The 21,036-nt window shown below is 54.3% G+C and carries 18 protein-coding genes; 6 read left to right on the forward strand and 12 right to left on the reverse strand.

Annotated features, from left to right (window positions below; all coding sequences use genetic code 11):
* Window positions 1-40 precede the first annotated feature (40 nt).
* The gene (locus AB1S56_RS20310; RefSeq protein ID WP_340869919.1) at window positions 41-1,426 is read left to right on the forward strand and encodes a DUF5808 domain-containing protein; all 1,386 of its coding nucleotides are present in this window, start codon (window positions 41-43) and stop codon (window positions 1,424-1,426) included.
* Window positions 1,427-1,531: 105 nt separating this feature from the next.
* On the opposite strand, the gene AB1S56_RS20315 is transcribed toward AB1S56_RS20310, so the two are convergent.
* The 5 genes from AB1S56_RS20315 to AB1S56_RS20335 all read right to left on the reverse strand — a co-directional run bounded on the left by AB1S56_RS20315 (window position 1,532) and on the right by AB1S56_RS20335 (window position 8,429).
* Window positions 1,532-2,281, reverse strand: a complete 750-nt coding sequence (locus tag AB1S56_RS20315; RefSeq protein WP_340869918.1) for an AAA family ATPase — start codon at window positions 2,279-2,281, stop codon at window positions 1,532-1,534.
* Between the two features lie 540 nt (window positions 2,282-2,821).
* Window positions 2,822-3,331 carry a CYTH domain-containing protein gene (locus tag AB1S56_RS20320; protein ID WP_340869916.1) on the reverse strand — a complete coding sequence of 170 codons (510 nt, stop codon included), beginning with the start codon at window positions 3,329-3,331 and terminating at the stop codon, window positions 2,822-2,824.
* Between the two features lie 231 nt (window positions 3,332-3,562).
* On the reverse strand, window positions 3,563-4,654 hold the full coding sequence (locus AB1S56_RS20325; RefSeq protein ID WP_340869914.1) for an acyltransferase: 1,092 nt from the start codon (window positions 4,652-4,654) through the stop codon (window positions 3,563-3,565).
* A complete protein-coding gene (locus AB1S56_RS20330; protein ID WP_340869912.1) occupies window positions 4,654-6,411 on the reverse strand; it encodes a class I adenylate-forming enzyme family protein in 1,758 nt (585 codons plus the stop codon). Before AB1S56_RS20330 ends, AB1S56_RS20325 begins: the two co-directional genes overlap by 1 nt.
* Window positions 6,412-6,584: 173 nt before the next feature.
* Window positions 6,585-8,429: an FAD-dependent oxidoreductase gene (locus AB1S56_RS20335; protein WP_340869910.1), complete on the reverse strand. Its 1,845-nt coding sequence runs from the start codon at window positions 8,427-8,429 to the stop codon at window positions 6,585-6,587.
* Between the two features lie 276 nt (window positions 8,430-8,705).
* Between AB1S56_RS20335 and AB1S56_RS20340 the strand changes: the two genes are divergently transcribed.
* Both AB1S56_RS20340 and AB1S56_RS20345 read left to right on the forward strand, forming a co-directional pair.
* Window positions 8,706-9,791 carry a ParB/RepB/Spo0J family partition protein gene (locus tag AB1S56_RS20340; RefSeq protein ID WP_340869909.1) on the forward strand — a complete coding sequence of 362 codons (1,086 nt, stop codon included), beginning with the start codon at window positions 8,706-8,708 and terminating at the stop codon, window positions 9,789-9,791.
* Between the two features lie 75 nt (window positions 9,792-9,866).
* Window positions 9,867-10,730 (forward strand): hypothetical protein, encoded by an 864-nt coding sequence (locus AB1S56_RS20345; RefSeq protein WP_340869908.1) that lies wholly within the window; start codon window positions 9,867-9,869, stop codon window positions 10,728-10,730.
* A gap of 62 nt (window positions 10,731-10,792) precedes the next feature.
* On the opposite strand, the gene AB1S56_RS20350 is transcribed toward AB1S56_RS20345, so the two are convergent.
* Entirely contained in the window at window positions 10,793-12,406 is a 1,614-nt protein-coding gene (locus AB1S56_RS20350; protein WP_340869907.1) for a Na/Pi cotransporter family protein, read from the reverse strand.
* A 165-nt stretch (window positions 12,407-12,571) separates the two neighbouring features.
* Between AB1S56_RS20350 and AB1S56_RS20355 the strand changes: the two genes are divergently transcribed.
* On the forward strand, window positions 12,572-13,288 hold the full coding sequence (locus AB1S56_RS20355) for a DUF421 domain-containing protein (protein ID WP_340869906.1): 717 nt from the start codon (window positions 12,572-12,574) through the stop codon (window positions 13,286-13,288).
* Window positions 13,289-13,353: 65 nt separating this feature from the next.
* Here AB1S56_RS20355 and AB1S56_RS20360 read toward each other — a convergent pair whose 3' ends face one another.
* A complete protein-coding gene (locus AB1S56_RS20360) occupies window positions 13,354-14,397 on the reverse strand; it encodes a LacI family DNA-binding transcriptional regulator (protein ID WP_340869905.1) in 1,044 nt (347 codons plus the stop codon).
* A 110-nt stretch (window positions 14,398-14,507) separates the two neighbouring features.
* Between AB1S56_RS20360 and AB1S56_RS20365 the strand changes: the two genes are divergently transcribed.
* Both AB1S56_RS20365 and manA read left to right on the forward strand, forming a co-directional pair.
* Window positions 14,508-15,425 carry an ROK family protein gene (locus AB1S56_RS20365; protein WP_340869904.1) on the forward strand — a complete coding sequence of 306 codons (918 nt, stop codon included), beginning with the start codon at window positions 14,508-14,510 and terminating at the stop codon, window positions 15,423-15,425.
* Window positions 15,426-15,444: 19 nt separating this feature from the next.
* On the forward strand, window positions 15,445-16,395 hold the full coding sequence (manA, locus tag AB1S56_RS20370) for a mannose-6-phosphate isomerase, class I (protein WP_340869903.1): 951 nt from the start codon (window positions 15,445-15,447) through the stop codon (window positions 16,393-16,395).
* A 56-nt stretch (window positions 16,396-16,451) separates the two neighbouring features.
* Here the strand turns inward: manA and AB1S56_RS20375 are convergent, their stop codons facing one another.
* From AB1S56_RS20375 to AB1S56_RS20395, 5 genes are all read right to left on the reverse strand, one after another.
* Complete coding sequence (locus AB1S56_RS20375; protein WP_340869902.1) at window positions 16,452-17,204, reverse strand: hypothetical protein; 753 nt, start codon at window positions 17,202-17,204, stop codon at window positions 16,452-16,454.
* A gap of 344 nt (window positions 17,205-17,548) precedes the next feature.
* Window positions 17,549-17,932 (reverse strand): Rpn family recombination-promoting nuclease/putative transposase, encoded by a 384-nt coding sequence (locus AB1S56_RS20380; protein ID WP_340869901.1) that lies wholly within the window; start codon window positions 17,930-17,932, stop codon window positions 17,549-17,551.
* A gap of 8 nt (window positions 17,933-17,940) precedes the next feature.
* On the reverse strand, window positions 17,941-18,219 hold the full coding sequence (locus tag AB1S56_RS20385) for a hypothetical protein (protein ID WP_340869900.1): 279 nt from the start codon (window positions 18,217-18,219) through the stop codon (window positions 17,941-17,943).
* Between the two features lie 143 nt (window positions 18,220-18,362).
* Window positions 18,363-19,226: a metallophosphoesterase gene (locus tag AB1S56_RS20390; RefSeq protein ID WP_340869897.1), complete on the reverse strand. Its 864-nt coding sequence runs from the start codon at window positions 19,224-19,226 to the stop codon at window positions 18,363-18,365.
* A gap of 30 nt (window positions 19,227-19,256) precedes the next feature.
* Window positions 19,257-20,810: a DUF4173 domain-containing protein gene (locus tag AB1S56_RS20395; protein ID WP_340869896.1), complete on the reverse strand. Its 1,554-nt coding sequence runs from the start codon at window positions 20,808-20,810 to the stop codon at window positions 19,257-19,259.
* Window positions 20,811-21,036 lie beyond the last annotated feature (226 nt).

A 21,036-nucleotide genomic window follows, 5' to 3' on the forward strand; every position in this document is an offset into this window, starting at 1 on the left:
GGGCGAGAACATTAGGCGCGATAGATTTGGAGGTTGAGCTGTGGACACACTGATATTGCTAATGCCTGCCGGTATCATATGTATGGCGGTTCTCATTCTGTTCTGGTCGCAATCCAAGGCCAAGAAGGGCCTATGGTTCGGCGTCACTCTGCCGGAGGAAGCGCTCTCGGACGAGAGGCTTGCCGCGCTTGGCAAGGAGTACCGCAAGGCTTATGCTTGGTACGGATTCGCGTGGGTCGTCTCGCTGGTGCCTCTGCTGGCCCTAAGCGACTATTTTTCACTGGCTTACATCTATTTCTTCATCTGGCTGGCGGCGGTTTTATACACCTCCACAGTACCATTTAAACGGATACACTACAAGGCGGCCGCGCTGAAACGGGACAATGGGTGGTTCCCGCAGGGCAAGAGGTTCGTATCCGTGGAAAAGGATATAGCGTTTATGTCTGGGCTGAAGCCTTGGTCCCCATATTGGTATATCGTACCGGCCCTGATGTGCATCCCTCTTATTATCATATCCCTGCAGAACGGCAATTCGCTGCTGCGTCTTGCTGGCGCGGCTTCGCTGCTGATGACGGGCGTTACACTGCTGATCTCGCTTACCTTCACCCACGGCCGACAGCGTGCTTATAGCCGGAATGCCGCTCCGAATGCTGCCATTCAGCAGGCGGCAAGGCGATATTGGTCGATGTTCTGGCTGACGCTGGCCATCTTCGAGGTCATGAATGCCACGATCGCTTATAACGTGCTGTCAGGGGGCACCATGATTGGCCTCGGCATGTGGCTGGGCGGGATCGCTATGGTATCACTGGTTCCGCTGTTTGGCATTTATTTTGTTCATCAGCTGATCAAGGATCTGGAATATCGATATGGCGACACGGATGGGCATGGCTACGAAACGGATGATGACGAGCATTGGCGGCACGGCCTGTATTACCATAATCCGGAGGATGCTTCGGCTTGGGTGCCCAAGCGGATCGGCAGCGGCATGACCTTCAATCTCGCGACAAGGGCTGGCAGGACGCTGCATTACACCGTCTACGCGTTCATTGCAGTCATCGTCATTCCGCTTACGGTCATATTCGTGCGGGCGGACGTGTCGCCTCCGGCGCTTGTGATCGATGAAGAAGGTCTCATCACGATTGAAAGCTCCGAGTACCCCTATAGCTTCGAGGCTGAGGCCATTCAGGAGCTGACGCTCCAGGACAGCGTCCCGACCGGCTTCCGGACGAACGGGATGGCGACAGCCGCCTACGCGCGGGGCAATTTCAAGCTGAATGAGCTTGGCCCGGCCAAGCTGTATGTGTTCAAGCAGTCTCCTCCGTTCATCGTCATGAAGCTGGATGAGCTGTATGTGGTGTACAACGACGAGGACCCGGCGCGGACGCGTGAGCTGTATGAGGAGCTTGCAGACAAGACGGGACAATGACGAATAGGGCATTGCGAAGAGGGAGTTCCGACGGGCTGCAGTCGTTCAGCAGCCTGTCGGAACTCCCTTTTGCAGGTTGTATGATGCCATGGAGTAGCCTCCAGCTCAGTCGCCATCCTCGGAGTCGGTCAACAGATCGTGCAGCATTCGTTCGGAATGATTGAGGAATTGCTTGGTAATCACGTAATGCTCCGTCTCCTCCCAAGTTGTTGTCCGGACCCCATCCTCCGTCAGCTCATAGATGATAGAGTCCGGGTACGCCATCAGGATGGGGGAATGCGTAGCGATAATGAACTGGGAGTTGTCCTGGATGAGATCATGCATGCGCGCAAGCAGCGCCATCTGGCGCGACGGCGACAGCGCTGCCTCCGGCTCGTCCAGGATGTAGAGACCGTTCCCGCTGAAGCGGTGCAGGAACGCCGCCAGGAACGACTCCCCATGCGACTGCTGGTGAAGCGACTTGCCGCCGTAGGATTGAACCGCGTCAAGCTCGTCGATATTCGTCGCCAGATTGTAGTAGCTCTCCGCGCGGAAGAAGAACCCGTCCTTTGGCCGCCTCGGGCCCCTCACCGGCTTCAAATATTGATGGAGCTCCGAATGGGTCTCCTTCGTATGAAACGTGAAGTTGATCGTCCCGCCCTCCGCGTTGAACCCCAGCGCAACCGCCAGCGCCTCCATGAGCGTTGACTTGCCGGAGCCGTTCTCTCCGATCAGGTACGTCACCTTGGGATGGAAGCTCAGCTCGTCCAGCTCCCGCACCGCCTGCAGGCTGAACGGATACTGGCGAAAGGAAGGCACGCTCTCCCTCATCAACGCCACCTTGCGCAAATAACCGCTAGTTTCGTGTATCGACAACGCTCGGCCTCCTCATCTCGAATAGCAGCAGCGACACGTCGTGTAGTTACTGCTCGGCGCACCCAATGTGCGCTCGTAGCCACACCTCGTGTCGTTATCCAACCAATTAGCTGCTCGCAAGTTACTACAACGATCCCTCGTGTCGCTGTCGCGCACCGTGACGCCTCATTGGGAGCCATAGCCACACCTCGTGTCGTTATCCAACCAATTAGCTGCTCGCAAGTTACTACAACGATCACTCGTGTCGCTGTCGCGCGCCGTGACGCCTCATTGGGAGCCATAGCCACACCTCATGTCGTTATTCAACCAATTAGCTGCTCGCAAGTTACTACAACGATCACTCGTGTCGCTATCGCGCGCCGTGACGCCTCATTGAGAGCCATAGCCACACCTCATGTCGTTATTCAACCAATTAGCTGCTCGCAAGTTACTACAACGATCACTCGTGTCGCTGTCGCGCACCGTGACGCCTCATTGGGAGCCATAGCCACACCTCGTGTGGCTATCGCTGCCATCCGTCTGCTGCTCTCTCCGCTGCGCCTACTTCCCTGGCCACTTCTCCCCTTGCAGCTGCTTCCAGACCGTCTTGTTGCTATACTGCTTCTTCGAGCTGATATCCTCGCCGAACCAATCCGGGGCAACAAACGCGTTCGCTTCCTCCAGCGACCCAAACTCCACCTCCAGCACAATTAGCTGCACTTGATCGTAGATATCAATCTCGACGGTCCGTCCATTCCATTCCGCCGTTATCCTGTTTTTGGTCAGCGGCATAAAGCCGAAAGCCGCCGCTACCTGCGAGTAGATGCCCTCGGATATCGCATACTCCACTTCTTCGCGAACAAGCCCATTGCCTCGCTTGAACGTATGCGTGTAGCTTACTTCTCCAGTCGCCAGGTCCGCAATACGGCGAATACGCAGCTCCTCGTTGTCGTCCATAGCCAGATACGTCTGCTCGATTCTCTGCTCCAATCGGAGGACGAGCTCGCCCGCCCTAATGACAGCATCCGGATACTCCGGCAGCAAAAACTTTCTTTCAATCTCCAATCCCATACCCAACCACCACTCCTCATGTTTCGTCTGTTCCTCCAAGCTACCAAATTCAGATGGAGTATTCAACCTGTCCCGTGCAGAATGGACCAGTCCGGTCCCGAAGGAACCGTTAAAACCGAAACACCAACAACGACATTCCAGAGCTTTTTCCAATAGCACGCCAAGAAGGCTGTCCTCTGTTGGTCCTGTCGACCAGCTAGGACAGCCTTTTCTCATAACACAAGCCTGCTATCACGCGCCTTGAGCGAATTCCGGCGTGCGGGGAGCCTCGCCCTTGCGCCTGCGCGTCAACAAGAGGATCGCATAGGTTAGAAGAGTGCATTGAGCCAAGGTCAGAAGGAACTGCAAGGCGTCCTCCAGCATCGTCATCTCCGTCAGCTCCCACCCGAAAACGTGCCGGTTCGCCTGCATGAACAAGATATGGCTGACATACGTCACGATGCTGAACAAGCTGAGCGTTCGATGATGCGCCGTCGCGAATTCGCTGCGGATATGCAGCACACCGCGGAATAACAGCAGGGTCAATGGCAATATCGCAAAAACCAGCTTGTATTCCGTCGTCCACTCCGACACGCTGAGCAGCAGCACGATCTCGGCGGCTGCCAAAGCAAATGTAGGAATTATCCACCTCAGAGCCCGCATCGTCATCAATCGTTCCTCCAAACGGGCCGCAAGCGCGCCCGCACAGACGAATGTGAGACCAAACCCCACATGATTCGTCAGCGTGAGATCGATGAAATCCCATATTTCGAGTCGAATGCCCAGGAAGCCGTCCATCGCGCCGCTGAACATGAAGCGAAGACTGCCGGAGGAGAACTGGCATAACGAATATCCAGCCAGCACAAGCCCTATCGCCAGCCTGGTTCCCCCCTTCCTCAGGAGCCAATAGGCAGCCAGCATCCCCGACAGCAATGGAGGAAGAAACCACAGATGCACATAAGGCCCGCTTACGAATACCGCCACCAACCATATTTTGGCCTGCAGAATCATATTGCCCACCGTCAAGCCGCCCGAGATTAGACCGGGCACGATATGTTGAACCGTGAACAGCAAGCAGAAGATGCCGTAGAGCAATCCAATTCGCACAACGTATCTTCTTACATATTCGACTGGACGCTCAGCACGATTCCAGCCCTTGTATGCCAGAAAGCCAGCGATGACGTAGAAGCAGGGCACGACGACACGCAATGCGAGAGCGGCGAACGACATCAGCTGGCTCGGCGTCGTCTCGGTCATGTAGGAGAAATACATGGCATGGGCGAACAGAACAAGCAGCGCGCCGGCGAATTTAAATACCGTGATCCCTGGATAGAAGGTGCGCACTACGCATGTCTCCTTCTATCTCCAAGCTCCTGCAGCGCAAGCTCCTTCATCTCGGCCACGGATATTTTGCCTGTAGGCGAGAGCGGCAGCTGCGGCAGGAACAGGAAGGAGCGCGGCAGCTTAAAGGCTGACAACAATGGCGACAGCTCCGCCTTCAATCGTTCCGCCGTCAGCCCGCTTCCCCGCTTCGGCACGACGCAGGCGCATATTTCCTCGCCGTACATCCCGTCCGGAACGCCGATAACGAACGCCTCCTCCACTTCTCCATGCCGGAGGAGTACGGCTTCGATTTCGACGGGGGATATCTTTTCGCCGCCTCGTGAAATCATGCGATGCAACCGGCCCGCAATCGTCAGCTCGCGGTTTTCGTTCATCCAGCCAAGATCGCCCGATCGGTACCACCCGTCTTCGGTGAACGCCGGACGCTCCGCGTTTGCATTCGTATAACGCATAACCCGATTGCCACGGATATGGATCTCCCCTTGTCCGCCTGGCGGCAGCACGGCCCCGGATACGGGATCCACGACGCGGATCTCCACGCTGGACTCTACCTTGCCCGCAAGACTGTTGCTTTCCCTCATGAACTGTCCATATTCCATTATTCCACCCAGCAGATTCGACCGCTCGAACAGCCGGAACAGCATAGGGATCAGCACACCTCGCAAATGCTCCTTGCGGATACACGTCCCTGTTGACACAGCTCCCGCCTCCGATGAGCCATAGCTGACTGTAAAAAATTGCAAACGAAGCTCTCCTGTCACTTGCTCCAGAATCGCCGGAGTTACCGCAGCTGAAGTAAAAGCCACCCCCAGCAAGGAGGACAGATTATAGCGCGAACGCTCTGGCGCAGCCACCATTCTTTGCATCATGTACGGCGTGCCGACCATTATTTTGCAACGCTCCGACGCAATGACCGACAACGCTTCGATGGGATGAAAGCGGCTGAGCATGACCGTCGGCAGCTTGATCGGCTTCAAATTGGACAGCAGCGTTCCGAACCCTCCCATGTGGTACAGCGGCAGCAAATTCAGCATTTTGAACGCCTGCATGATGGGCGCGCTAAGCGCATCGGCGGCTCCGCCCATCCATCGCTTTGGCTGGTTGTCGCCTCGCGCGGGGACAAAAAAAGACGTGGTCGTGCGAAGCACCGCTTTTGGAGCGCCCAGTGTGCCGGAGGTGAAGAGCAGGACAAGAGGATCGCGGGACGATACGCTCGCGAGAACCGGGTTCAGCCGTTCCCGATCCGGCCGAGACAACAGCTCGGTATAAGCGCCGAAGCCCATTCGATCCATTGCGCTCCCTCCGATGACAAACAAGGAATGCGGCAGCCAATCCGCTCCAGCCAGAGCTGCTTGCTCATCAACAAGCTCACGCAGCAGAGTCGGATAATGCTGCCCATGGCCTTCAACCCCAATGATCAGCACCGATGCACGTGCTTCCCTCAGGCAGCCCGCAAGCTCGCTTTTCCTGGAATATGCGTTGATCGGCACGAGTACCGCGCCAAGACAAGCCGCTGCGTACATGGAAACGATGAGCTCCATGCGCCCTGTCATGAAGAAGGCAACCCTGTCGCCATGCCGAACTCCACGATTCGCCAAGCCCTGGGCGAGGCTCAGCGTTTCCCGCCAAACATCATGCCACGTGTATCTCTGATTCCATTCCGGGAACATGTAAGCCATGTGGCGGGAATAACGCCGCGCACGCTCCTGGAGCAAATACGGAACCGAATCCTCCTGCAGTTCATTTAACCATTCCATCCTCTAACCTCCGATAGCCTCGTTCAGGAGCCTGGACTATACTATTCATGCAGACACCTGCACCTTTGCCACTGTGATCAACCCTCTACATACCCCTTACTATATCACCATAGTTGTTCTTTATAAAGAACAATTTAACAAAAAGAAAGACGCCATAGATGGCGCCGCTCCTTCTACTCATATAGGACTCCCCCATAGTATTCCAGAATGTCGCGAATGAGCATAAACGCTTCTCCGTTCGTTATTGCCTTCTGATCTGTGACGGCTTGAAGGGTCTTCTCCTTCAGCCAACCGCGCTTCAGCAGCTCCGCCGTTGCCCTGTTCTGGTCGGTCTCCGCACCGGCCATGACGCATAATGCGCTAGCCGCCTGCTCCAGGCTGAAGCCGCTGGCGCCCCTGCTCGTGTTCACGGCTTGCGCCGGATTTCCCGCGAACAGATCCGGATGGACGAGAAACAGCCGCAGCATCAGATTTCGGTAGGACGCCGGAGTGACTTTGCGATCCAGCTCCCACCTGTTGTTGTCGTAGCCGCCGATTGTCATGTTCATGCTGACCGCTGCAAGCAGTCCCTTGTAAGCCAGGTGGCTGCTGTAAGCCGGTGCAGGAAAGTTGCGGTATTCAAGGTCTACCCCCGCCGCTTCCAGCCTGCGTCTGAGCTCCGCAATCGCTTCCTCGGAACGGGCTATCGAGCGAAAGCTCACACCGCGCTCAATAGCCAGCTTCGCCGCCGCACCCGCCGCTTGGCCTGTCGCCATGCCAAGCGGCACGACCCGCGCGCTGCCATGCGGCAAGGAGTCGAAGCTCGCCGAGCGCCCGACGACAAGCAGCCGATCTACTCCCAGGGGAACCAGCGTGCGGAACGGGACTCCGTATTGCTGCGGCGACAGCATAATCGCGCCGGTATCCTCGCGGTTCATGCGCTGAATATCTACGTCATAGGAGCCATACGCAATCGCATCCCAGAAATCCCGATTCTCCATGACGTCGGCTAGCTTCAGCCGGTATTCGCCCTGCATATGGCGGGATTCGCGGACGTACAGCTCCGGCGCGACACCAGCGTATTCCAGCTGCGAGAGCTCCTTGAAATGACGCTTCAAATATTTGACAATGCGCGGCGCTTCCTTTCTCCCGAGCTCCATGCCTTGCTCTCGCGATTTCGGATCAAGCGGATCAACGCCGAACAGCTGCATGGCGTTGACGAGAACGGTGCCATCGTTCTGGCGTCCGATGTTCAGTCCCCTAAGCGCAACTCGGCCCGGGTCGCTCGATTCGTAGAGCTTGGCATCCGGGAACCCCCAAGCGCTCATTTTGTCCATGCCGGTATCCTTTCGCTTGCCCAGCGACCTCCAGATATCGTCTGTCATTCCGCCCAGCTTGAATACCAGCGTTACAGCCATTCTGGCCTCGGGCTCGCCCAGATCCTCACGCCCAACCGTATACGGCACGCCTGCCATAGCCGCAATATCCGCATCCTGCGTGGCGTCAATGACGGCATGCGACTTTATCCGTCGTTCCCTGCCGGTTGGATCAACAATAGCTAAGCCCATGATATCCTTTCCGTCCATAAGCGGTCTCATCGACTGCGTCCCCAACAGCACATCAATCCCTGGCTCCTCCGACACCATACGGCTCAGCGTTGCCGCTGCCTTCTCTACATCAATCGACGTTCCTTCCAGTTGATCGTACCATTCCTGAAATATGCCCTTGTTCAAGAGCTCCAGGCTCCCCGCACCCTCTCCGGCTGCTGGAGCGAAATTCAAATCGAAGGAATTCAACCATCCCAGCGTAATGAGACCGCCCAGCCTATCCCGCCCTTTGCCGTCTACCAGCAGAACGTGCAGTCCGCTCCGGGCTGCTGACAATGCAGCGGCTACGCCTTCCGGATCAGAGCCGGCTACGATAACGTCATAATGCTTCATTGGGTTTAAGCCCGTTGATTCAACCATCGGCTGGCTGCTTGAATGGGCAATAGAAGGGAGCTCCTCCCGCCATCCCCATAAGGTTACGCTTGCCAGCATAACTCCTAGCGCCAATAGAGTGAATGACGTTTTCCATATGCGCGATGCTTTCAGACCCCGCACCTCCTCATCCCTTTTTCCTGAGGAATAGTATCTGACAATTACCCCATATTATCTTTAATTTTTATTGGAAATATTACACTTTCATCGGATCGCGGACGTCCTGCGCCGATAGTTGACCAAATTTTTCTACATCACGGCGCACGGCTGGTATATAATAGGGTCGTCCCAATCGGACGTTACCATGCGATAAGAATGAACGATAGGAGAATCCAAATGGACATCATTGAACTTCCTATGGCTTTAATCGACGAAGATAAGGACCAACCCCGATACCAGTTCGACGAAGAAGCGCTGCAGGAGCTGATGCGCAGCATCGAGGAGCTCGGACTGCTCTCCCCCATCAAAGTAAGAACAACGGGCGATGGACGTTACAAGATTATATACGGCAATCGCCGGTACAAAGCGACAGAGAGGCTCGGACGCGCGACAATTCCATGCATTGTCTCGACGGCGACGGACGAGATGGAGATCTATCTGGAGCAAATTGCGGAAAATTTGACGCGTGAAGGCTTCTCTCCCATTGAGGAGGCAGAAGCGTTCGACAAGCTGATGAACGATGCCCGGTTCCGAAGCTCCATCAAGTTTCTCTCAGCCAAGCTGGGCAAGCCGGAAGCCTATATCAAAAATAAGATGGAGCTGCTGAAATTCAGCAGCGCCGTCAAGAAGCTCATTGTCAGCGGCGTGGAGATCCGCAAGGACAGACTGACCGAGGATCAGCTGCTCCCGCTTAAGGATCTGCCTATGGAGCATCGCGACCCGCTTGCCCTCATCGCGGCCCGTGACGAGCTTCCCGTCAGCGACGTGAAGAAGATCGCCAAGCTGTTCAAGGACAAGACGATCTCGGACGGAACGAAGGAGAAGCTGCTGCTGAAGAGCGGTCCCGGTCTTATCGAGACATGGTCGATCTACGAGCAGAACCGCAAGGAGAAGGCGCGGAAGCAGGCGGAGAAGGAGGATGCTCCGGTCGTCGAGCCTGCTGCTCAGCCGTCCCCCTCCGCTAAGGCTGAGTCCGCGCAATCAGCCTCACGCGTTGCGGCTCCCGCCGCTTCATCCGACGGTTCATCCGCAGCAGAAGTATCCTCCCCCGGAGGCCTTGCAACGACGCCGAAGGGCAACGTCGCAGAGCTGCTCAAGCAGCTCCAGACCCAGCTCGCGCGTCAAGCGGATATCACGCAGACGATGATTCAGCTTGCCACCTCCTCCCACGATGGCGAATACACGCTGTTCCCTCACGAGATTGACGATGTCATCTCGCAGATGGAGGAGCAGCTGGCGAAGTGGAAATCACTTAAAGCATAGAGGCAAGGGCTGTAACTTTTCCCACATGCTGTGCGTTATTCATGTAGCAGTAGCGACACAAGGGGATGATAAAAAATGATTTTGGTAAGAATGAAGGGGCTTGTCGTAATAATGGTTATCCTCAGTATGCTATCCGCTTGCGCGAGCAGCACAAATGAAGCTCGAGATGCCACCGCCCACCTGTCGGCTGTCCAGAAGAGCGCGACTGCGACACCCGATGCGACTGTCCAGCCAGTAGCTTCGCCGCCTGCCCGATGGAACAGAAACGATTCATCCCTATCGGCTGATGGCAGCAAGCTGCTCTATAATCGTAAGGAGCGGAAGGAAGCTAACAACCAAGCTTTATGCGAATTATGGCTTATGGACCTGGACTCCGGACAGGAGATGAGCATTGTTCATCCTAATCAAAGCGGTTCGTGCCATACATTCGGATGGCTACACAATGTCATTTATGTGCAATGGAATGAATTCCCTTCTGCCGGATTAACCGATTTTTCGCTCTTTGACGGGAAGTCCGGTCAACTATTGGAATCAGGCTGGCTGTACCAGTACCTGGAGGAAAGCGGAGTGAGGATCGTTTTATTGCACTCGTCCCATAAGGACAAGAAGCACCAGGCATTAGGTGCCGACATCAGAATCGGAGCATTAACCTTAGATGGCGTATTTCATCTGTTATTTCAGCACAATGTGTATGAGGTTCAATTTCTCGATATTCAGTTGTCGCCTGCATGGGGTGCTATGACCGTCTTGTCTCATCAATGGCCCACCAACTCATCACGGCTTTGGATGGCACCAATTGATCTGGAGCAATGGACTACCGGAGAATGGGAGGCAGTAGATATCCAGCGTGAACCCGACAGCAGGACAATAACCTATGATCAGGATGGCTATGTCATACTCAGCGATGGCAGACGATATGCCCTTCCTTGGCTAGAATAGACTCTAAAGCCACTCAACAATAAGAGCCCGCATCGCTGCGGGCCCCTTCATGAATGATCAAGCTATTCGGTTTTTAGCACGTATTCCGCGATGTTCTTGCTATGGTCGCCGATCCGCTCCAGGTTGCTCAGAATATCCAGGTAGATCGCGCCGGAATTGCCTGTGCAGAGGCCTTGGTTCAGACGGTTAATATGCGCTTTGCGGAATTCCAGCTCCATACGGTCCAACTCCGCTTCGCCCTTCAGCACTTCCCCGGCAGCTTCGAGATCGCTGTGCTCCAGCGCATAAATCGCTCTCTCCACCGTGTGGTCGGCCATCTCCAGCATTTCCTTCAGATCCCGCGTCGCGTCGGCCGAATATTCGACCTTGTTCGTTACGCTGAACTCTGTCAGCTCAACGATATTTTCCGCGTGGTCGCCGATCCGTTCAATATCGTTAATCGTATGCAGCAAACCAGAGGCTTTCTCGGATTCTCCCTCCGTCAAGCCATTCTGATGAATCTTCACCATATAATCCGTAATCCGCCGCTCCAGCTCGTTCACCAGCTGCTCCTTCTGAAGCGCCTGGCTGGCCGATTTGGTCTCCCGCTTGAAGAAGAACGCCGTAGCGTCATTCAGCGTCTCGCGCGCGATGTTGCCCATCCGGATAATCTCGTGTTGAGCTTGTCCCAGCGCGATCGACGGTGTAGCAAGAAGACGCGAATCCAAAAATTTAGCGCCAAACTCCAGCTCCTGCTCCTTCTTCGGAACAATCTTCGTCACAATCCACGCCAGCACGCCTATGAACGGCAGGAACAGAATCGTGTTTGTTACGTTAAAAATGCCATGCGCGTAAGCGATCTGCATCCGAATGTTGGAATCCGCGCCGATCCAAGACACAAAATCGTACACCAGACCCAGCACCAGCATAAAAATAATGGTACCCAGCACGTTAAAAATAACGTGGACCAATGCCGCTCGTCTGGCAGCCACGCTCGCGCCGATCGAGGCCAGCACCGCTGTAATCGTTGTACCGATGTTGTCGCCGAACAAGACAGGCAATGATGCTCTGAGGCTGATCATGCCCTCATCGGCAATCGTCTGCAGAATACCGATTGTGGCGCTGGAGCTCTGCACGATCATCGTGAAGACCGTCCCCACAATAACGCCCAATATGGGACTATGCGATAAGTCCACGATAAAGTTCGTAAATTCAGGCAAGGTTCGCAGCGGCTTCAGCCCCCCGCCCATCGTGGACAGCCCCAGGAATAGAGTGCCGAAGCCGAAGATGACTTGTCCGATGTACTGAACTCTTTTTTTATTGATAAAAAAGAGCAGGAACGCGCCCACGCCAATGATAGGCAGCGCATATTCCTCAATCTTGATCCCTACGATAAAGGCGGTCATCGTTGTCCCGATATTCGCACCCAATATAACACCGATCCCTTGACGCAGCGTCATAAGGCCAGCATTAATGAGACCGATCGCCATAACTGTTGTGCCTGTTGAGGTTTGAATTAGAATCGTAACCACAATGCCGACCAGCACACCCAGGAGCGGGTTTGAGGTATACCTTGCCAGCAAGTCCCTCATCTTGTCACCTGCTGTCTTCTGCAGTCCGTCCGACATGTACTTGATGCCGAACAGGAATATGCCCAGGCCCCCGACAAACTTAAATAAAATATCCTGCCAGTCCACTCCGCAACCTCCCGTTTACTTCGCGATTTTTACAGTAACCCTTTCCATTATAGATCAGTTTGACGATTTTACAATTTATTAATATATGAATATTTTGCGACAATCCTTGACACCATATATTGGATAGTGGTAAGACATTACAAATTTTGTCGAAGGAGCCGATTGATGTCTATCCTAAATGATACTTTGCTCGTGCTTGGCCGTATCTATACCATCTACCCGCTTCTTCTAGTCGTCACCTTGTTTATGGGAAGAAGATCGATCGGGCAGCTTCCAATCTTCGACTTCCTGATCTTCCTCTCCCTCGGCTCGGTGATAGGCGCCGATATCGCAGATCCCAAGATTGAGCACCTGCATACCGCAATTGCTATTGCTGCCATCGGCGTTTTGCAGAAGCTGTTTTCTGTGTTATTGATCAAATCGCGCAAATTCGGCAAGCTGGTTACGTTCGAGCCTGCCATCGTTGTACATAAAGGCCAATTGCTGCGTGGTAAATTGAAAAAGCTGCAATACAGCGTCGACGATATATTACGATTGCTGAGGGAGCAGGGTATATTCGATCCTGCGGTTGTGGAAATTGCGGTTCTGGAAGGAAACGGGGAGCTGAGTGTGCTGAAGAAGGCCGAGAACCAGCACTCGACACCTGCTATATTGGGAATCCCGAACGCTGCTCTTGGCCTCGCTTATGCCGTCATTAAGGAAGGCAAAGCTCAGCGGCATACGCTGGAAGCGATGGGGGTGAGCGAGGAATGGCTGGAGCGCGAGCTGAAGGGGGAGGGACTAACGATGGAGGAGGTTTTTTTCGCTACGTTGAATGAGAGCAAGGTGTTGACCGTCAGCACGTACAGCGAGGCTTCTCCAGCACTGCCGGTATTTCGTTGAATGCGGGATTGTCCATTACGCCCATAAGTGTTCAAAAGGCAGCCGCTAAGGAGACACAATGTCCGCTACTGCCAATCCCAATCCTTGATCCGTCTCACCGACCCCCGAACGACAAGCGTCGGCGGGATATACATCCGCAGCATCTCCCTAGACGGCGCGCCCTTCAGCGAGAGCAGCATTTCCGCCGCCGCCTCGCACATACGCTCCTTCTCCACCCGCATCGTCGTCATGCCGAGTCCGCCGTTCTCCTCGTATTGCAGATCGTCGAAGCCGATAATTGATACCTCCTCCGGCACCCCCAGCCCCCGCGTCCGTAGCTCATTCGCAAGCAAATAAGCGATCCGGTCGTTCCCGCAGAAGAAAGCGGTCGGGTACGCCTCTAAGCCATTCAGAAAATGGGCTATTTCCCGCTCCGTGTTATAAAAACCCGCGGAATCCGTCAGCACAGCCCGTGCATTCACCGCAAGACCATGCTGCCGCATCGCGCTCCAATAGCCCAGCCAGCGCTCTTCATGGCTGGTTGTCAGGTTGGCGGAACCAATAAATCCGATCTCTCGATGTCCGGAACGAATAAGCGCAGCGACAGCTTCATAAGCGCCTTCAATATTGGCGGTGGCGACAACCGGACAAGGCAGCTCCCGATGGTAGGAGTCGATCATGACGAGGGGCACATCCCGCTCCCACACTATTCTTGCGTACTCTTTCTCTGCAATGCCGAACAACAAAATACCTATATAGTCGATCTCCTCGCAATGCCGGGGCAATTGAAGCCCCTTCTCCATCTCCACGGCGATGGGCACTATAACCGCGCTAAGCCCTCGCTTCCGAATGCTCTTCTCCAGCCCCCAGATCATGTCATGATAGAAGCGGAAATGATCGTTATCCTGATAGCCCATAATTCGCTCCGGCACAAGCACCAGCACATTACCGCCAACTGCCGCTTTCTCCGCGTAAGCCCCGTAGCCCAGTTCCCTGGCCGTCTGCAGAATCCGATACCTCATTTCTTCGCTGACGCCCCTTTTGTCCTGCAGGGCAAGCGATACGGCATTTTTCGAAATGTTCAGGCGGTCTGCGATATCCTGCATCGATACCTTTTTTTTGCGCGCCATCGTTCTTTTCAATCCCTTCGAAACATGGTAAACTTAACGCAACTTTACTTTACAAATAATAATTCTGTCAAGTTTGTCAAGTTGTAGATTGACCATCAGGAGGGAACCTAGTGAAATTTGCGTTAGGAATCGATATTGGCGGCACCAAAACCGCTATCGGTCTCGTTGACTCTGACGGGCGGATCATATCCAAAACCTCGCTTGTTACGGATCTTACGATTACACCGGAACAAATGGTAGGGCGTATGGCCGATGCCGCTATGGCGCTGCTGTCAGAGCAAGGCTTGAAGCCTGGCGACCTGCAAGGCATCGGCATCGGCGCTCCCGGTCCTCTGAACACGAAGCTGGGACAGATCGCCGAGCCTCCCAATCTTCGCAGCTGGTGGGGCTTTCCTGTCGTCGAGGCATTCCGGCAGCACTTCACGGCCCCAATCGTGCTGGAGAACGACGCTACAGCCGCAGCGCTTGCGGAGAAGTGGGTCGGCGCGGCGAAAGCTGCAGATCACTTCGTTTTCATTACGATCAGCACTGGCATTGGAGCCGGCATCTACAGCCATGGACGGCTTATGACCGGAGCAACCGGCAATGCTGGGGATATCGGGCATATGGTCGTCGACCCGGCCGGAGGCACCTGTGTCTGCGGACAACGGGGCTGCTTCGAATACATCGCTTCAGGCACGGCGATTGCTAGAGAAGCAAGCGAGCTGCTGGGTCGTCCAGTCACCTCCAAGGAAGCATTCGAGCTGGCCTTCTCGGGACAGCACCCCGACATGGAGCAGCTGGTGAGCCGAGTATTCGAATATGTAGGAGTCGGCTGCGTGACGCTTATTAACACCTTTGACCCAGAGCTGCTCGTTATTGGAGGCGGCGTCTCCCAGATCGGAGCGCCATTATTCGAGGCCGTCAGCAGTTATATTAGCCGCAACGCGCTGAACCCATCCGGGCGGAATACGCCCGTCCTGCCTGCCGCCCTTCACCAGGATGCCGGTCTGATCGGCGCGGCGGCCCTTGTTCATATCTCATATTAGAAGAGGAGTGTTAGCTTTTATGAATACGAATCAACCGATTTTTTTGCAGCCCGTGTTCCAGGAACGAATTTGGGGCGGAACCAAGCTTCAGGAGCTGTTCGGCTACTCCATCCCATCGGATAATACGGGAGAGTGCTGGGCAATCTCCGCGCATCCGAACGGCCAGAGCATCGTCAAGGACGGGCCTTACGCCGGCATGCCTTTAGGCACGCTTTGGTCCTCGCACCAGGAGCTGTTCCGTTCCAATGCCAAGGTGTTCCCTCTGCTCACGAAGCTGCTGGACGCTTCCGACGATTTGTCGGTTCAAGTGCATCCCGATGACAGCTATGCGGGCGAGCATGAGAACGGCGAGCTGGGCAAAACAGAATGCTGGTATATCGTGGACGCGGAGCCGGGCGCCGCGATCATCTATGGCCATGAAGCGGTCTCCAAGGACCAATTGCGGCAGATGATCGAGAACGGCGAGTGGGATGAGCTGCTTACGAAGGTACCGGTGAAGGCTGGCGACTTCTTCTATGTCCCGAGCGGCACAATCCATGCTCTGGGCAAGGGCATCGTTGTGCTGGAGACGCAGCAAAGCTCCGACACGACGTATCGGGTGTACGATTACGACCGCCGTGACAAGAATGGAAACCTGCGAGAGCTTCATCTCGAGAAAGCGATCGACGTCACAACGATCCCGCAGGCGTACGAGCCCGCCAAGTACTTCGCCGCAGAACGCGAAGGCATTGTCCAGACCACATTTGTCTCGAATTCGTTTTTCACCGTGGAGAAATGGGACATTTCCGGCAAAACAGAAATTCCGGCGAACAAAAAATATACGCTTGTCAGCGTCATTGAAGGCAGCGGCTACCTACGCGTGCTGGACAACGAATATAAGCTGAACAAAGGCGATCATCTGATCCTGCCGGTCGACTTCGGTCCGTACGAGCTGGACGGCCAGCTGAAGCTGATTATTTCGCGGGAGTAGCAAGCTGTAAGACGGAGCAAAAAGGCGTCCTCCAAGCCTCAGAGGACGCCTTTTTTTCATCGGTTGCGGATATCGAAGTCTGCCAGCTTAATTAGCCCCTGCTTCCCTCTATTGCCCTGCTCCGTTGTTACCTTTCCCTTCTCATCCGTAGTCGTTATGATATAATCTCCGGTCAGCAGGTTCTCATCCTCTTCCCTCTGCGACCCATCACCCGTAAAAGATTCGCCCTTCGTCGCTCCGATCAAATACCAATCACCGTCTTGATACCGGAATCGGTATTTGCTGTACCATCTCCAGTTGCTTCCGCCATAATGGCTGACGACAACTGAGCCTCGATCGATAGCCAGCGACTCCAAGGGATCACCCCATACGCCCCCTTCATCGGACTTCAGAATGACTTGGTCCGCCAAGATGGAGAGCGAGAATTCGCCGACCGACGATCCGAAGGCGATGAGCAAGGCGCGCGGAGGCGCCTCCTGCCCGCCTTTATCCTGCGCCTCAATAATCATAGCCGTATCCTGGATGCCATCCTTGTTCAGATCCCCCTGGGCGATGACCGGACCATCCTTATCCAACACTTCCCAACCTGAAGGGATGAGCGCGTAGACATCCTTAGCTTGATTCAGTGTCTCAGGTGCTTCAACCGCCTTCTCCACCTCTGCTGGCTGCGGCTCCGGGGAATGGGTCATAACTTCTTCAGCCTGCTTCGAAGGCGAGGGCGCCCCTTCGTTCGTATTGCGGCTGTCAGAGCTGGCGCCGCAGGCCGACAACAGACATACAATCATGATGAATGTGAAGATTGTTCGCATAGTGACTCCTGCCTTTATGTATTTTTGTCACAACAACAACTTGGAATAGCCATCCAATAATTTGTAATACAAATGAAATCTTTCATTCATCGCTCTTTAATGTAGGGAGCCTATAATAGAACTCGACCCCCTTTTTTATAATATAAACACTTTGGCCCGCTGCCCGTTGCAGCGGGTCCCTTTTTTTACCCTAACGGCGTAAGGGTATGCGGCACTTATCTGATTGGAAAAATATATTATTTGACTTGGTTCCGTTATATAGAGTTTGAAGCAGCCGCTAAGTATATTCCAATTCATAACAAAGGCTGCGAAGGAGTTAGTCCCACACAGCCTAAGCTAAGCTTTCAATGTGTTCGTCTCAGTTGTTCTAACTGCTCTGTTGAAAGTCCTGTCAGTTCTGCTACGATTGCTAAGTCCATTCCTTTAGATAACATGTTCTCGGCAACTTCCAATTTTCCTTTTAGATTACCGAAAGACTCCCCTTCTGCTCTTGCACCCTCTAGCATGGAAGCTTCATCATGCAGAGCTTTTTGTCTCATCTCGTACATGCGACGTGCTTCTGCATCTTGACTGAGATATTCCAATGCAGTCATCGCTTTACCCAAAGTTGGTTCATTCACTTTCAACACCTCCCAGTTAGTTGTATCCTCGCTTTTCAAGAACAGCAGCCAGTTAAGCAGACCGCCTTCATTCGGTATATTTTGTGAGTTTAGCTTGGAATGCTCCACCCTTCTAATTATTCCCCGCATGTCCAGTAAGTCAAGCTTTTCCCCGTTCTGCCTCGCAGTACGCGCTGCTTCCCGAGCTTCTTGCGGCAAACCCGAGGTCCTCCGCGCCTTCTCTTGCGGCTCGATCTGCCGCTGACGCCTGCTTCTGTGTTTTCGCTGCCCTGCTCGCTGCCCGAGGACTCGCCGCTCGTGACGGAATTCGTGCTCGGCGCGTATTCCTTAATATTGCCGAAAATAATGGTGCCTTGATTTTTGACGACGACAACCTTGCAGCACCATCCGAACATCCGCTTCACTTCCTCTCCCGCTTAAGCGCTCCAATCCGATCCCATACCATTCGTTACTATACCGTATGCTGAGGGATATGCGGACGAATTGGCGTTTCCAACGGGTACAGCCGCCTCTTTTGCCGCCTGGCGAGTGACATGGACTATCCAGCGGCTCGGCTCAGCTCAACCAGCACAATCTCTGGACGATTGAAGATCCGCTGCGGGAATGTGCTGTTGCCGAGTCCTCTGCTAATAATAAGCTGGGAGCTGCCAAGCTGGTGGAGGCCCTCGGAATACTCGGGCCAGAAGCCTTGCTCCGGGGCGTACACGCCGCCGACGAACGGGACGCGGAACTGGCCGCCATGTGCGTGACCCGACAGACTAAGGTCCATGCTGTAATCGGCGTATACCTGGAACAGCTCCGGCCGGTGGGACAGCAGGAGGGTAAACGCCTCCGAGTGTTCGATGCCTGCGAGGGCTTCCTCCAGATGAGCGGTTATTTTGTCAACGTCGCTGTCCTCCACCCGGTTGAAGATAGGATCGTCTACGCCGACCAGCCGAATGGCGCCTTCCCCCACAGGAAGGATGACATGCTCGTTCTGCAAAATATGAATACCCTCGATCCCCCGCAGACGCTCCTCCAGCTCAGGGTATCCCATCGTAGCAAATTCATGATTGCCACTGACGTAATACACAGGCGCGATTTCGGCGGCTCCCTTCATCATCCCAAGGCTTGCTTCCGCATCGAAGTGGCTGCTGTCCGTCAAGTCCCCTGTGACGACGATAAGATCCGGCGCCAGCTTCTCCACCTTCCGCAGCAACGGTCTCTGGTCGCGTCCGAACTCCTTGCTATGAAGATCCGACAGCTGCACGATCCTGTATCCTTCTGCCCCATTCGGCAGCTTAGGAGACGCGATCTTATAGGTTGTTACTCCAATCCAGTTATTCTCCGCGTATAAGAATACGAGCATAACCGCCGCCACGATAATCAAATATAGCCAACCCCGTCGTTTCTTCCTCTTCATCTCTCTCCCTCCCAGCGAGAAGGCCGGATATTATCCGTTTCTCAGCTTCTGAAGCGATAGGCTCCAGGACTGCCAATGCTTGCGTTCATCCGCTTGACGCCGCATTTCTTCCAGCAGGCCAGCAACGCCTTCAAGCTCCGGATGCTCGCGTTCCAGCTTCTCCAGCGCAGGAGCCGCATCAGCGGACAACGTGGACAAATAATACAAATCGATTTGGCCCGTTGCTTCGTAACGTTCGATATTGTTAAACGCGATCCGCGCGTCCAGATTGATATAGTTCATGATAACGTAAGCCGCTACGCCTAGCGCAACATATATTTTGGCCAAATAAAACCAACGGTACCAGATCCTCGCGATAGCCACTACCATCAATATGCCGAGGAAAATCATAAAGCCGTGCACCAGCAGTCTAAGCTGCGTATACCCGTAAGCCTCCTCGTACAGAGACATGCGGCTATAAGCGGATGCCAGCATGACAAGCGTACAGCCCATTAAGACGGTCAACAGAAGCTTGCGCAGACGCTCGAGGACCTGACTTCCTTGTTGGACAAAATGAAGCCCGACTAACAGCACGCAAATGTTGATCAGCGCAACAAACACAAGCTCAGCGAACCCTCTTCTCGCATATTCCGCATATGCGGTGCCCTCAGGCAGCAAGCCATCGGCCGCTCCGAACAGATACGTGAACTGAATAGCCGCGAACAAAACATATACAATATTGACGCTGATCAGCGCGGTTGCTGCTACGATGGGATCCAGCGCAGTGCTGGTTTGACCAGCTTGACCGGTTTGGCCGTCGCCTGCAGGTTGAGCTGGCTGAAGCGCAGACGCCGGCATACCTGCCGCTTCTTGCGTCAAGGCGCTGGCGCGACGTTCCCTTTTGAACATCAGCCCCCATACATAACAGAAGAGATAGATCGCTGTACAGGCCGCGAACAGGAAACGAAGGAAGTTGTTCTCCACTGAACCCCCTTCGAGCCATGTCGGAAGCCGGTTAAGCCAAGACAGGAAGATGCCATCTGCCGATGCAAGCAGCACAATGACAACAAGCAGAAGCGGCGCCGCGATCAGCAAGCCAAGACCCACTTTGCCCAGATTGCCCCGCGTTCTGCTGCCCTCATCCCCTACCCTCAGCCAGTCAGCCAATATGCCGAATGGCGCTCCCAGATGGGCCAAAGGCGTGATCAGCCATTGCTTGAGCAGCTCCCCCGCGAATTTGAGTCTGTACCATGGCTCGGAGCCTCCCCTGGTCAGCAGCATCGTCTGCCCGACGAGCAGGATGAGCAGCGCCCCGAGGTTTAGAATACGAAAGAGCTTATTGTCGAATATAGCAAATGAGAGCGCAAGGAGACCAATTGGGACAAATAACAGCCAGCCCGTCTTGGATTGACCCCGCCACCGGTCGAAGCCTCCTCGCCTTCCCTTCGTTACATAGAAGAAATAGATATACAGTAACAGCGTGAAGATCGGAACGGATATTCCAGGTACGCGGTTCACAAACAAATATTGGCCAATCGTACCAAGCAGGATCGCCATTCCCAACATCATGTCGTAACGCTTCTGCCAAGGCGCTGGATCTCTCATCAGCCACTACACTCCTTTGAACATTTCTCCCTTTTATTGTAACCTATAAAATGAGAACAAAAAGTGCAACTTTATTTCTCATAATTTCATATTTTGTTGATAACGTGATCGTGAACGGAGGAATTGACTCCAGCATTCGGGGAAACAAGCACTAATATCCCTCACCACATGACCGCAAGCCAAGCATAAAAGGTAAAGTTGGAAGAGTATAATTTTCAGTACGAAG

Source organism: Paenibacillus sp. PL2-23, from assembly GCF_040834005.1.
Classification (GTDB): domain Bacteria; phylum Bacillota; class Bacilli; order Paenibacillales; family Paenibacillaceae; genus Pristimantibacillus.